The following is a 15,366-nucleotide window of genomic DNA, read 5'->3' as shown; positions in this document are numbered from 1 at the left end:
GTGTAGTATTTTATAAAAGACTCTTATAAAAATATAACATTCAATTATATAGGGGTGGGAAATTTGAGTATAATAAAAGATCTAGAAAATAAAATTTATGAAAATAAAATTATTACTAAAGATCAAGCTATTTATTTGGATAATTTAAATGAAGAAGATTTACAAAAATTATTTCATGGAGCTAATAGAATAAGAGAAAAATTTATGGGAAACAAAGTTGATTTATGTTCTATAATGAATGCAAAATCAGGAAGATGCAGTGAGGATTGTAAATTTTGTGCTCAATCTATAAGGTATAATACTGATGTGAAAGTTCATGGAATTGTTGATAAAGATGAGGCTATTAAGTTAGCTTTAGAAAATGAAAAGGAAGGCATAAATAAATTTTCTTTAGTAACTAGTGGAAGAGGCCTTTTGGGAAAAGAATTTTATGAAATTGTAAGAATATATAAAACATTGAGGGAAAAAGTTAATATAGATTTATGTGCGTCTTTAGGAATTTTAACTTATGAACAATTAGTGAGTTTAAAAAAAGTAGGAGTAAGTACTTATCATCATAATTTAGAAACTAACAGAAATTATTATAAAAAAATATGTACAACCCATTCTTATGACGAAAGAATAAATACCATAAAAAATGCTCAGAGGGCAGGATTAAAAGTCTGTTGTGGCGGAATTATTGGTTTAGGAGAGAGTATGAAAGATAGAATAGATTTAGCTTTTGAACTTAACAGTTTAAATATTAAATCTATACCCATAAATGTTCTAAATCCCATTAAAGGAACACCACTTCAAGAGGCTAAACCCTTAACTCAGAAAGAAATACTTAAAACCATGGCTATTTTTAGATTTATAAATCCTAAAGCTGATATTCGACTAGCAGGAGGAAGAAATCTTATAGAAAACTTTGGTGAGAGCTGTTTTAAGGTTGGAGTTAGTGCCACTATATCAGGAAATTATTTAACTACTTCAGGAAATAAAATTAAAGATGATATAAATATGATTAATAATTTAGGTCTGGAAGTTAAAAATAATGACTAAGGGAATATTTATAACAGGAACAGATACAGAAGTAGGAAAAACTGTTGTAACTGCAGGATTAATGTATTTATTAAGAAGTAGAGGATATAATGCTACATATTTTAAAGCTGCATTAAGTGGATATTCTAAAAGTAAAGATAAAATCATTTGCGATGCTAGTTTTGTAAGGGAGGTAAGTGAATTACAGGAAAGTCTTGAAAATATTACTCCTTATATGTATGAAACGGCTGTATCTCCACATTTAGCAGGAAATATAGAAAATAACCCCATAAACATAGAAAAAGTTAAAGAAAAATATAATTATTTAAAGAAAAAGTATGATTATATTATAGCTGAGGGTAGTGGAGGCATAATATGTCCTTTAATAGATAATGAACATGGAGTTTATCTTTTAGAGGATTTAATAAAAGATCTAAATATGGATGTAATAGTTGTAGCTAGGGCTGGTGTTGGAACTATAAATCATACTATACTTACTATAAAATATATTAAAAGTCTGGGAATAAAAGTTAAAGGTATAATAATTAATGGTTATGAAAATTCTTTAGCTTGTAATGATAATATAAATATGATAAAAAAGCTCATAGATATACAAATACTAGCAGTAGTGAATTTTATAAATGAAGAAAAATTAGATATAAAGAGTTTAAAAAAAGAAATGAATAAAGCGATTAATGTAGATATTTTAATTAAAGCTATGAATAATATTTATTAATAAATTTAAGTAGATTAAAATGATGATTTATGGCAAAATATATTCTAGGGAGAAAATATCATAAATTTTATAATTTTATTTTTAATAGGAGGCTTATTCATGAGTAAACTAACAGTAGATGAATTATTACAGGAAAGTGGAAGATGCTTAAGGTGTAAAAATGCTAGATGTAAAGAGCATTGTCCTATAAATACAGATATACCAAGAATCATAGGATTATTTAAGGAAGATAAGATAAAAGAAGCAGGGGAGATATTATTTGAAAATAATCCATTGTCTGTAGTATGTTCAGTAATTTGTCCTCATGAATCACAATGTAGGGGAAATTGTATTAAGGGAATTAAAGGGGAGCCTGTGGATTTTGCATCTATAGAGTATTACGTATCTAGAAAATTTATAGAAAATGTAAATTTTAAACAAGAAGTAAATTTAAAAGATAAAATATCTATTATAGGTTCTGGTCCAGCGGGAATTACATTAGCATTTATATTAGCTAAAAAAGGATATTCAGTTACTATATTTGAAAAACATTCTAAGTTAGGTGGAGTATTAAGATTTGGTATACCTAACTTTAGGTTAGATAAAGGTATATTAGATACTATAGAAAAGAGATTATTAGAGTTAAATGTTAAAATTAGATATAACTCGTTAGTAGGACCAGTAATTACTTTAGATAATATGTTTAGAGATGGATATAAGGCTATTTTTATTGGTACTGGTGTATGGAATCCAAAACCTTTAAACATAAAGGGCGAAACTTTGGGGCATGTTAATTATGCTATAGATTATTTAAAGTCACCTAGTTCTTTTAATGTGGGTAAAAAGGTAGCAGTAATAGGGGCTGGTAATGTAGCTATGGATGCTGCAAGAACTGCTAATAGAAACGGAGCAGAAGTACATATTTTATATAGAAAAGGCTTTGAGGAAATGAAAGCAACTAAAGCAGAAATAGAGGAAGCAAAAAAAGAAGGAGTAAAATTTAATATATTAAAAGCTCCTGTGGAAATAGTAGATGAAGGAATAAAGATTATATCAACAGAGAAAATTATATATGAAAATGGAAGGGTAGGAACTAAAAATATTGAAGGAACAGAAGAAATATTTAAATGTGATTCTGTTATAATTGCTGTTAGTCAAGCACCTAAGAGTAATATAGTTTCTAGCACTAAAAATATTAAAATCAATGAACATGGATTATTGGTAACAGATGAAAAAGGTCATACAACTCTTACTGGAGTATTTGCTTCAGGGGATGTTGTTACAGGTGCTAAAACTGTAGTAGAGGCGGTATATAATGCTAAGATTGTTGCAAATAGTATAGATGAATATTGTAAATCTTTAAAATAAATAATAGATAAGCAAAAATTAGCCTATATTTTTTTGTATTATTGTTATTATAAAAATATAGGCTAAATATTTTTTATAAAGGGTGATGAAGTATGAAACTTAAAGATACATTTAATAATATAAACAAAGTAATTAAAAGAGGATTTAAAAGATTTCCTGTACCTATGATAGTATCTATTATTGTAGGAATTATGGTCATAATAAAGAATGAATTAATATTAAAAAGTCCATATAATCTAAATAGAATAATATTAATTTTTGCCTTAGCTATTCCGTTTTCTCTTTGCATCAAAGTTTTTTTTGAAAGATATAATGAAAAAAATAAATATAAAGAGGCTGTATATTATTTTATAGAAGCTGTATTTTTGATATTTTATTATTATTTTTTCTTACAAAAACTAAATTTTACGTCTATTACTAGATATGTTGGATTAAGTGTGGCTTTTTATATTGGATTTTTATTTATACCTTATATTAAAAGAGAAAAACAATTTGAAATGTATATTATAAGGGTATTTACAAGTTTATTTGCTACAGCTATTTATTCAGTTGTCTTATTTATAGGGTTAGCACTTAGTTTATTTACGATAAATAAACTTTTAGGGGTGAATATTAGGGCATCAATATATTATGATACTTTAAGTGTTGTATGGTTAATGTTTTTTCCTTGTTATTTTTTATCTAATATACCTTTTATTAATGAGAAGTTTAAGGAAGAAGATTATCCAAGGGGTTTAAAAATCTTGATTTTATATATTATAATCCCTTTAATATTTATATACACAATTATATTATATATATATTTCGGAAAAATAATAATTACTAGACAATGGCCCACTGGGTTAGTTTCCCACTTGGTTTTATGGTATTCTATTTTAGTGGTAGGTGTATTGTTTTTTGTAACCCCTATTAAAAATGGTGTAAACTGGATAAGGAAATTTATGATATATATGCCTATAATAATAGTGCCTATAATGATGACAATGTTTGCTTCTATGGGTATAAGAGTAAAAGCTTATGGAATAACTGAGAATAGATACTATGTAATTATTTTAGGAATATGGGTACTAGGAGTAATGCTTTATTATATTTTTTCTAAGCATGTTAAGAATTTAAATCTTACTATAGTTTTATTTATAATTATTATAGTATCTGTAGTGGGACCTTTAAGTAGTTATTCTATTTCAAAATATAGTCAAAATAATAGACTAAAAAAAGTACTTGTAAAAAATAATATGTTACAAAATGAAAAAATAAAAAAAGCACCTACTACAATATCCAAAAAAGATAAATCAGAAATAATAAGTATAGTTGGATATTTTAACAATAATCACAATATACAGGATATTAAATATGTTCCTAAGAATTTTAAAATTAAAGATATGAAAAATATATTTGGATTTAACTATGAGGAGATTTTAAATTATCAAGAAGAATTTATTCATTTTGTAAAAAATCCTTCTGATAAGAGTATTAATATTAATGGATATGATTATTTATTTGATTTTACAAATTACTATGAGGAAAATGCTATAACCAATAATGATATAAAAGTAATTTATGATGAGAAATCTAGTATACTTATAGTAAGACTTAAAGAAAAAGAAATGTATAAAAAGGACTTAACAGTTTTCTTAGATGAACTTATTAAAAAGTATGGGTCTAGTATAAAGAATGATATTATTTCTTCAGAAGATATGATTTTTGTTGAAGAAAATAATAAAATTAAGATTAAGTTTGTATTTAATAATGTATCAGCAAGAAAAGATTATTCTACTAATAATATAAGAGATAAGAATCTTCAATTTTATATGTTAGTAAAGATTAAAAGATAGATCTGTAAATGCAGATCTATCTCCCCATTTTTATGAATCCAATATTTATTTAATATATTATTATATAGATATTAAGCAAAATAAGAGATTATTTTTATAATATTACAAAATTTGCATCTAAGGTTTCTTATTATTAACTTATATAATAAACAATAGATAATAGGAGCAAAGTTGATATAAACAATAGTATTTGGCTTTTATAATAAGTAGTCAATTAGATTTTTAGAAAAAAAGTATTATAATTAGTGATGGATATATTTTGCAGTAATATATACTATATTGTAATATATTTCATAAATATAGCATTAGCATGTAAAATACAATAGCTATGGGTCCAAAATAAGTCTTATTTTGGAGATAGCTTTTATTTTTGCTTTTTAATAGTATATGTGTTGATTTTATGAAAGGATAGGTAGGATAGACATGCATATTATTATTATAGGAGATGGTAAAGTAGGTTATACTTTAGCTAAACATTTATCTCAAGAAGGAAATGATGTTATAGTCATTGATAAGAGTGCAGAAGCTTTAAAAAAGGCTATAGATAATTTAGATATAATGTGTATTAAGGGAAATGGTACGAGAGTAAATGTTTTAAAAGAAGCTGAAGTTAACAATGCAGATGTAGTAATTGCAGTAACTAATAGTGATGAAAGAAATATGCTATGCTGTTTAGCCGCTAAAAAATTTGGAGCTAAACATACTATAGCAAGAATCAGAGATCCAGAGTATGCAGAGGAACTTACAATGCTAAAAAAAGAGCTGGATATTGATATGATAATAAATCCAGAAAAGGAAGCAGCATTAGAAATTTCACAACTTATAAAATTACAACGAGTATCTAGTGTAGAAAGTTTTGCGCAAGGTAAAGTAGGTTTAGTTAGTTTTAGAATTAAAGAAGATGATTTTATAATAGGAAAATCTATACGTGATATTAATTCTGAAAAGTATTCTATATTGTTTTGTACAGTAGAGCGAGATGATAAAGTTTTAATGCCTACGGCGGATTTTATTTTTAAAAACAATGACAAAGTTTACATTATAGGTAAACAAGATAATATATCAGTGTTTTTAAAATACTTGGGTAAAAATCAAAAGAAGATTAAGAGGGTTTTAATTATAGGTGGGGGAAGAATAACCTATTATCTTACTAAATTAATTAATAAAGTTGGAGCAAAAATAAAAATTATTGAAAAGAACTACAATAAATGTAAGGAATTAAATGAATCAATACCAGAAGGAATTATTATAAATGGAGATGGAACAGAGCAGGAGCTTTTAGAGTCAGAAAATTTACCTGAAATGGATGCTTTTATAGCTTTAACAGATAGAGACGAAGAAAATATAGTTGCATCACTGTTTGCTTTGAATTCGGGTGTCCATAATGTTATAACAAAAATAACTAGAGTAAACTATAATCGTATAGTAAAAAATGTAGGGGTTGAAAGTGTTATAAGCCCTAAAATGATAACTGCAAATAAAATAATAAGATACATAAGAGGGTTAAAAAATAAAAAAGGAAACTTTATCGAAAATTTATATAAAATAGTTGGAGAACAGGCTGAAGCTTTAGAATTCTCAGCAAATGATACTATTAAATGTTTAAATATACCTTTAAAAGATATAAAAATTAAAAAAGGTGTGTTAATTGCAGCCATAGTAAGAAACAGTGATATTATAATACCATCAGGAAATGATTATATCCAAAAAGGAGACAGTGTCATTATTATAACAGATATAAAAAATGTAACAGATATTAATGATATATTAGAGGGAGGTAGTTTAATATGAACTACCCAATAGTATTTAAGATATTAGGCAATGTAGTAAAATATGAAGCCTTAGTTATGATATTTCCACTTATAGTTTCTATGCATTATGGTGGAGGAGATAGTAGTAGTTTTGCTATAACTATTGCAATAATGTTATTTATAGGATTCTTAATGTCTAGGATTAAACCTAAAAATAAAACTTTCTATGCAAAAGAGGGATTCTTAAGTGTTTCTGTTTGCTGGATAGTTATATCTTTATTAGGGGCACTACCATTTTATATAAGTGGAGCAATACCTTCCTTTGTAGATTGTATATTTGAAACAGTTTCAGGATTTACTACTACTGGGGCTACTATATTAGGAGAAGTACAATCTTTACCTAAGGGGATATTATTTTGGAGAAGTTTTACTCATTGGGTAGGAGGTATGGGAATTTTAATATTTACATTAGCTTTAATGCCTTCTGTTGGTGGAAATACCATACATTTATTAAAAGCTGAAAGTCCAGGCCCAACCCCAGGTAAGATTGCACCTAGGATAAAACAAACAGCTAAATTAATGTATTTAGTATATTTTGCTATGACTGTAATAGAGATAGTATTACTTTTGATGGCAGGATTATTACCTTATGATGCTTTAATACATGCTTTTGGTACAGCAGGTACTGGAGGATTTTCTAACATGAATAGTAGTGTTGGTGCATACAATAATGTTTATGTAGAAGTTATAATTACAGTATTCATGTTACTTTTTGGAGTTAATTTTAATTTTTATTTTCAATTGTTAGAAGGAAATGTAAAACAGGCACTGAAAAATGAAGAAGTAAGGTATTATTTAGGAATGGTATTACTTGCTATGTTAGTAATAGCATTTAACATTAAAGGAATGTACGGAAATTCCTTTAAAGAAGGATTTAGGCAGTCTTCTTTTCAGGTAGCATCTATTGTAACCACAACAGGTTATTCTACTACTAATTTTGACTTGTGGCCAACCCTCAGTAAATCAATTTTAGCAGTATTAATGCTAACAGGATGTTGTGCAGGTTCTACTGGAGGAGGAATTAAAACTGTACGTATAGTTTTGTTATTTAAGGCTATGAAAGGTGAAATAAATAAGATCATTCATCCTAAGATGGTTAATTCAGTAAAATTAGATGGTAAGGTAGTTGACGATGATTTAATATATAGTGTAGGATTATTTGTATTTTCTTATATTGCCATTATTATAATTGCAGTACTTTTAGTATCTGTAGATGGCATGGATTTAGAAACGACCATTTCATCAGTTTTAGCTACGGTAGGAAACATAGGACCTGGTTTTAAGGTAGTAGGTCCTGCTGGAAACTTTGGCAGTTATTCACCTTTTAGTAAGATTGTATTCTCTTTTTGTATGCTGTTTGGAAGGTTGGAAATATATCCATTGTTAGTTATGTTAAGACCTTCTAGATGGAGAAAAGCTTAAAATATAGAAATTACGAGCTAAGTAACTTGAATGTATTATATTACTATAGTATATTCAAATTACTTAGCTTTTTATTTATAAGTTTAGTGTTAGGGGGAATAGCTTGTGAAAAATATACAAATTAATAGTAAACAACAAGAAGTAATCAATACTTTAAATAAAAATATACTTCTTTTGTCTTCAGCAGGCACAGGAAAAACTCAAACTTTAAGCTATAGAATAGAAAATATAATAAATAAAAAGTTAGCTCATGGAGAAGAAATTCTTTGCTTGACTTTTACAAATAGAGCTTGCAAGGAGATGAAAGAAAAAATACTAACTACAATTGGGGAAGAAGCTTTAAAAGTAACAGTAAAAACTTTTCATAGTTTTTGTTTTGACATAATAAAAAAGGAATCAAAGAAAAATACGGATATATCCTTTGACTTTATTGTATATGATGAGGAAGATGCAAGAGAAATTATAGGAGATTTTAATCCTTATAAATTTAACACTTATTGTCTTCAAAAATTTATTGATAGGGTTAAGGAAAGAAGTTTATATTATAAAAATAAAAATTATAAAGAAATAATAGATTCTATGGCTAAATATAATGAAAATATATTTAATGATATATGTAAAAGTGAAAATTACATAGTAGATAAAACTTTAGTAGATTATTTAAAAATATATGGATATTTATTAGTAGAAAATTATGATAAGCAGCTATATGAAAGTCATGCTTTAGATTTTAATGATTTAATTATAAATGTGTATAATTTATTTAAGAAAGAAACCATAGTGAGGTATTGGAGAGAAAGGTATAGATTTATTCATATAGATGAGGTACAAGACACCAGTGATATAGAATACAATATAATTTCTAAATTATTTAAGGATAACAATGTAATGATGAGCGGTGACTATTATCAAACTATATATGAATGGAGGGGATCAAAGCCCTCTGTAATATTTGATGATTTTATAAGGGATTATAATCCTAATATTATAGTTTTTGATAAAAATTATAGATCTTCAGAAATCTTATTAAAAGCTTCTTATGGATATTTATTAAATGCTTTTGGAGACGGGGTAAATAAAATATATTCAAAAGGTATAGAATCTAAAGTTAATGTAGTAGGAAATTTGATAAAAATAGAAAATGCTTATGATATTAGGTATGAGGCAGAGTTTATATTTAATGAGATAAAGAGATTAGGAATAAAAGATTTTTCAAAGGTAGCTGTGCTAACAAGAAGCAATAGAATTAATATAAGTTTAAGTGAACAGTTTAAAATAATAAATTCAAAATTGCCTAAAGAGGAAAGACTATATTTTCTTTTGGTAGATGAGTTTAAATTTTTTAGAAGGAAAGAAATAAAGGATATTATAGCTTATTTAAAGCTTATAGTAAATGATTTTGATTCAAATAGTTTAAAAAGAATATTAAAAAGGTTCGGCAAAGGTATAGGAGATAAAACAATAAAGAAAATAGAAACACAGCAAAATTTAAAAATAGGAGTTCGGCTTACAGATTTAATTCATGAAAATACTCAAAAATATGGCGATTATTATGAGCTGTTAATAAGAGAACTTTGTAATGAGAATGTAGTAGTATTTGATGTGGAAAGTACAGGGATTAATACTACAGAAGATGAAATAGTGCAAATTGCAGCAGTGAAAATAAATCATAAAGGGGAAGTTATAGATAAATTTGAAAAGTTTATAAAACCACTGAAATCTGTAGGAAGTTCCTATTTGGTTCATGGATTTAGTGATAAATATTTAAAAGAAAAAGGAGAAGATAAAGAAACAGTATTACAAAAATTTATAGATTTTATAGAAGATACTGTAATAGTTGGCCATAATGTAACCTTTGATATCTCTATATTAAGTAGTGAATTAGAAAGGTTAAATAAAAAAAGAGCAAATTTTAAAACATATTATGATACCTTAGATATATCTAGAAGATTTTATCCTAATTTAAGTAATTACAAATTAGAATATTTGAGTAAGTTATTTAATACTAATACTAAGTCTAGTCATAATGCTATGGATGATATATTAGCTACGAAAGATATACTTATAAAAATGATAGAAGAAAAGGTGAAACCTACTATAATAGAAAGAATGTCAGTATATAGCAAATATATAAAAAAATTTTCAACAGTATATGAAAATATAAAATATCTAAAAGATTTAAGTTATAAAAAGAATCCTAAGGATATTATAAATGAAATAGTAAAATTAAGTAAAATAAAAGAAGTTTATAAGAATGAACCCCACAAAATAAATAATTTAAGAGAGTTTTATGTTATAGCAAAAGAAATAGAAAAGGATAATTTAAGTTTCAGAAATAATTTAATAGAAGTTTTAAAGATTACATCTTTGTCTAATAGCGAATTAGATAGAATGCTTATAAAATATCCTAGAATACCTGTAATAACAGTTCATCAGGCTAAGGGGGCGGAATTTGATTATGTATTTCTGTCAGGACTTCAGAATAATATATTTCCTAATTATAGATCTGTTAAAGATGGAAAAGAAATGGAGGAAAGAAGATTATTCTATGTAGCTATAACAAGAGCTAAAAAAGCATTATATTTAACTTGGTCACAAAATGAACATAATAGAAAGAAATCAAAAAGTAAGTTTATAGATTATATACCTAAAGAATATATGGAAAACTATAAAAAATAAATAAAAAAGAACCTTATATTTTAACAATATTTAAAATAATACAAGTAATATAGCAAAATTTAAATATAATAAGGAGCAATTTAAAGTAATATATTAAAAAATACCTATTAAGATTTTTATAAATAGAATTCTTAATAGGTATTTTTATAGAAAAATGTTTTGTATATATTGTTTCAGGGGGCTATTTTCTACCATAGCTATCCTCCATAATCTTTAGTTTTAATTAAAGGTAATATATAAAATTATATTAATTTAGTCAGATAAGCATTCACTTAAGCACTCTTCTATAACATCTTCAGTTAAAATTAATAAAGTTTGTTCAAGCATGAAATCACCTCCCAAAGTTTTAAAAAATAAAAAATTATATATAAGCACATTGTGCGTAAATATATAATCTTGAAAATAAAAATATTATGTTCTTAAAGAAATATTTTTTTATTTAATATAATAGCATATATATTTTTAAATATCAATAAATTTCATTAATAATTTAATGTGATTATAATGGATATTATTTTAAAAATTATATGTGAAAGATAATTTTATTTATATTATAATAATATAATATAGTATTATCTAAATAATGTGAACAAATTATATTATAACATTAAAAATAATTTATAAGAAATGATTATCTTAATAATGGATAGTCATTTTTTATTATATATTTCACTTTTAACTATAAAAATATTGTAGTAAAATTATATTTAAGCTAGAATTTATTGTGGTTTTAGATTAAATATGCAACTAGGAGAAGATAACATGAAAATTTTATTAAAATTTATGTTTAAAAATATAAAGGAAAAAAAATTAAGGTCATTGCTTATAATAATATCAGTTATGGTATCTACAGCAATGTGCTTTGCATCTATGGGAATTTCTAAATCATATGAAAATATGGTTTTAGAAAGAATGAAGTCAAAAGTAGGAGATGCAAACTTAGTATTACATAAACAAAAAGATCAACCATCTCCATTTATAGACAAAGAAAAGATAAACAACAAGCTTAAGGACCATAAAATAGTGTATGTATTAGATGGTGATGGTAGCTATAAAAGTCAAGATAATATACTTAAAGTAAATATAAAAGCATCTGATATAAAAGAATTAAATTCTATAAATAAAATAGTATTAAGTGAAGAAAGTAAGAGATTGAATTTTACCGATATAAAAGATAATGGTGTTGTAATATCCAAAAGTATAAGTAAAAAATTAAATCTAGATAAAGGTGACATATTTAAAATTAAAGTGAGTAAAAAAGAAATAAAGTTAAAAGTGGACGCTATTGCTATAAATAAAGGTTTTTTTTCTGAGAGTGCAGGAGAGATGAATATTATTATGGATAGAAAAGGTTTTTGTAGAGAGCTTCAAATGGAACCTTCTATAACTTCTGCATTAATTAAGGTAAAAAAAGAAAATGATATTTCAAATATAAAAAAATATTGTGAGGATAATTTTAAGGACTGCGAAGTAACAGAAACTATAAGCAAGAGTGATTTAAAAAATACAGTGAAACAATTCACTATACCATTTTATATAATGCTTATATTAGTAATGTTAGTAGCAAGTTTTATAATTTTTTCTGCTTACAAGGTAATCGTAGTAGAGCGAATATCTGTTATAGGAACCTTTAGGAGTATAGGGGCAACTAAGGTTTCTACAGATATAATTATGCTCATGGAAAGTTTATTATATGGAATTATAGGTGGGGTACTAGGAGATATTTTAGGAGTACCTATACTATATTATCTAGCTGATTCCTCTAATATGTTTAAACAATATGGGGTAAAGACAGTAGTGTCAATAGATAAGATGAATTTCTTATGGGCATTTTTGTTGGCAATAATTCTTTGCATAGTAAGTTCTATTATACCTATATTGAGAGCGTCAAAAATATTTATTAAAGATATTATATTAGGAAGTTTTTCAGAAAATAAAAATTTAGGTTTTAGTAAATTAGTTATAGGTTTAGTACTTTTAATCATACCTTATGTCTACATTAATCATTATAGATGGAAGGGAAATTTTCTATTATCTATATTATGCGCATTTTCTGTGTTCATAGGTATGGGACTTGTAACGCCTTATGTTCTTAAAATAATTTGTTTTATCTTTAAAGAAGTATTTAGAGTGCTTTTAGGAAATGAGGGAGCTATAGCTTTATATAATATAGCTCAATCTAAAGTTTTAACTAATAATGGAACGCTTCTTACAAGTATTATAGCTGCAGTAGTTGTAATATATATAGCTTCTTTTAGTGTTAGTGGATTAATTACAAATGGTTACAAAAATTTAAATTATGATTTTAAAATGGAGCAGATTAAAGATTATAAGATTAAAGACAAAGTAGAGTCATTAAATTATGTGAAGGATTTTGAACAAGAAATATTATTAGATAATATAGAGGTTAAGGATAAGAATTTTAAAATAAGAAGATTACAAGGAATAGAACAGGATAAGTTTTTAAAATTTTATAAAGATGTAAGTATATATGACTATAATGGTAATGATAAATGGACTATATTAAGAAAATTAAAGGATAATAGGAATATAATAATAAGCGATGTATTAGAGAAAAAAGGTAAATTGAAAGTTTCAGATAAAATTAACTTAAAATTAGATAATAAATATAGACAATATAATATAGTGGGTTTTGCAAAATCAGAGTTTATAAGCAACGGACAAGGAGCTTTAATATCTTTTGAAAATCTAAGAAAAGACAGCAATAAAGATCAGGGTATAATAAGATTAAAATGTAATTATCAAAAGGGATTAGAGAGGAAGTTAAAAGATGATTTACAAGATTTTGGTATAGTCATTACTACAAAACAACAGGATTTAAAAACTGATTTGCAAGTAAATAAAGGACTTATGAAATCTTTAGAAAGTTTTTCACTTATGGCCTTAATAATAGGAAGTTTAGGTATGATGAATAATCTTATGGTTAGTTTTATATATAGAAAAAGGGAGTTTGCGGTTTTAGCATCAATTGGAATGAGCAAAGTACAAAGAGTGAAACTCATATTGATAGAAGGTTTTATAATAGGAATTATAGGATCTACACTAGGAGTTTTAGAGGGATTATATATATCAGAATTTTTAGGGGAAATAACTTATTCTTTAGACTCTTATATAAGGGTTTATATACCTTTAAAAATTATATTGTTTTTAGGATTATTAGGATTCATATTAGTTTTAATAGCATCTATGGTTCCAGCTATAAAGTCTTCTAAAATATCTATAGTAAGAGAAATAAAATATGAATAGATGATTATGGTATCTATAAAAAGGAGTAATTAAATGGAAAACATAATACAGGTTAAAAATTTGTATAAAAGTTATAAGGTTGGTAAAGAAGAGGTTACTGTACTTAAAAATATAAATTTGGAGGTATTAAGGGGAGAATTTATATCTATAATGGGGCCATCAGGTTGTGGAAAAAGTACTTTATTATATATTATAGGTGGATTAGATAATTACAATTCCGGAAGTGTTTGTATAAAGGGGCAAGAAATATCAACGTTAAATGATAAAAAAATAAGTAAACTAAGAAGAACAGAACTAGGATTCGTATTTCAATTTTATAATTTGGTACAAAATTTATCTGTAGAGGATAATATCTTATTACCTATTTTATTAGAGGGTGGAAAACCTAAAAAATATAAAAAGGAATTAGATGAGATTTTAGAAATAATAGAACTTTCTCATAAGAGAAAATCTACTCCTAGAGAACTTTCTGGGGGACAACAACAAAGAGTAGCTATTGCTAGGGCATTAATTTATAATCCAGATTTAATATTAGCAGATGAGCCTATAGGTAATTTAGATTCTAAAACTGGTACAGACATAATGAAGCTTTTTAATAAAATAAATAAGGATAAAGGAGTAACTATAGTAAATGTTACGCATTCTAGAGAATCTGCAGATTATGGTGAAAGGATTATTTATCTAAAGGATGGAGAAATAGTGAATAATAAAAATTTAATGAAAGAAGCGGCTTTGACAAAATAAATAAATAAAAAATAAATTTTGTTTAAATTAAAGGATTTTAGGGTATTTATGAAGTATATAGTAATGGGATTAGATAAAATAATTATTTTAAATTTTTATATAAAGGAGACGATAGTATGTCACAAGCTGTAAAATTTCATAAGGAAGGATACAATTGCGCAGAATCTATTATAAAAGCATTAAATGAGGAAAAAAATATGAATATTCCTGTTTCTATAGCAACACCTTTTGGTGGAGGAATGGCTGTAGGAACAACTTGTGGCGCAATTACAGGAGCACTTATGGTGGTAGGAGCTTTAAAAGGAAGAGAAAGTGCTAAAGATCCTAATGAAGCAAGAGCTTTTGCTAAAAAAGTTATGAGCAAAATAAAAGAAGATTATGGAACTTTTGACTGCATAGAATTAAAGAAAAAAGGTGTAACCTGTGATGAAATTATAGAATATGCGTATGAAACTGTAAAGGAGTACATATAGAATTCTACTGTTGATTTGATGAACATAGCATG

General features: G+C 25.7%; 10 protein-coding genes. All 10 read left to right on the top strand.

From position 1 onward, the window contains the following. The first annotated feature begins 63 nt into the window (after window positions 1-63). The gene (bioB, locus tag BN1711_RS08430) at window positions 64-1,041 is read left to right on the top strand and encodes a biotin synthase BioB (RefSeq protein WP_050607714.1); all 978 of its coding nucleotides are present in this window, start codon (window positions 64-66) and stop codon (window positions 1,039-1,041) included. Beyond that, window positions 1,034-1,756 carry a dethiobiotin synthase gene (gene bioD / locus BN1711_RS08425; protein WP_050607713.1) on the top strand — a complete coding sequence of 241 codons (723 nt, stop codon included), beginning with the start codon at window positions 1,034-1,036 and terminating at the stop codon, window positions 1,754-1,756. The genes bioB and bioD overlap by 8 nt, the downstream gene beginning before the upstream one ends. A 99-nt stretch (window positions 1,757-1,855) precedes the next feature. Then, window positions 1,856-3,103, top strand: coding sequence for an NAD(P)-dependent oxidoreductase (locus tag BN1711_RS08420; protein WP_050607712.1), 1,248 nt, complete (start codon window positions 1,856-1,858; stop codon window positions 3,101-3,103). Between the two features lie 92 nt (window positions 3,104-3,195). Then, the gene (locus tag BN1711_RS08415; protein ID WP_243128238.1) at window positions 3,196-4,938 is read left to right on the top strand and encodes a DUF4153 domain-containing protein; all 1,743 of its coding nucleotides are present in this window, start codon (window positions 3,196-3,198) and stop codon (window positions 4,936-4,938) included. 423 nt (window positions 4,939-5,361) lie between these two features. After that, the gene (gene trkA / locus BN1711_RS08410) at window positions 5,362-6,729 is read left to right on the top strand and encodes a Trk system potassium transporter TrkA (protein ID WP_050607711.1); all 1,368 of its coding nucleotides are present in this window, start codon (window positions 5,362-5,364) and stop codon (window positions 6,727-6,729) included. After that, a complete protein-coding gene (locus tag BN1711_RS08405; protein WP_050607710.1) occupies window positions 6,726-8,171 on the top strand; it encodes a TrkH family potassium uptake protein in 1,446 nt (481 codons plus the stop codon). The genes trkA and BN1711_RS08405 overlap by 4 nt, the downstream gene beginning before the upstream one ends. A gap of 105 nt (window positions 8,172-8,276) precedes the next feature. After that, window positions 8,277-10,850 carry a 3'-5' exonuclease gene (locus BN1711_RS08400; protein WP_050607709.1) on the top strand — a complete coding sequence of 858 codons (2,574 nt, stop codon included), beginning with the start codon at window positions 8,277-8,279 and terminating at the stop codon, window positions 10,848-10,850. A gap of 762 nt (window positions 10,851-11,612) precedes the next feature. Continuing rightward, entirely contained in the window at window positions 11,613-14,117 is a 2,505-nt protein-coding gene (locus tag BN1711_RS08395; RefSeq protein WP_050607708.1) for an ABC transporter permease, read from the top strand. A 33-nt stretch (window positions 14,118-14,150) separates the two neighbouring features. After that, window positions 14,151-14,861, top strand: coding sequence for an ABC transporter ATP-binding protein (locus BN1711_RS08390; RefSeq protein WP_050607707.1), 711 nt, complete (start codon window positions 14,151-14,153; stop codon window positions 14,859-14,861). 116 nt (window positions 14,862-14,977) lie between these two features. Next, window positions 14,978-15,334 (top strand): C-GCAxxG-C-C family (seleno)protein, encoded by a 357-nt coding sequence (locus tag BN1711_RS08385; RefSeq protein WP_050607706.1) that lies wholly within the window; start codon window positions 14,978-14,980, stop codon window positions 15,332-15,334. Window positions 15,335-15,366 lie beyond the last annotated feature (32 nt).

The organism is Clostridium niameyense (assembly GCF_001243045.1).
GTDB lineage: Bacteria > Bacillota > Clostridia > Clostridiales > Clostridiaceae > Clostridium_F > Clostridium_F niameyense.
The sequence above is the reverse complement of the archived record's forward strand: the minus strand, read 5'-3'. Positions and strand labels throughout refer to the sequence as shown.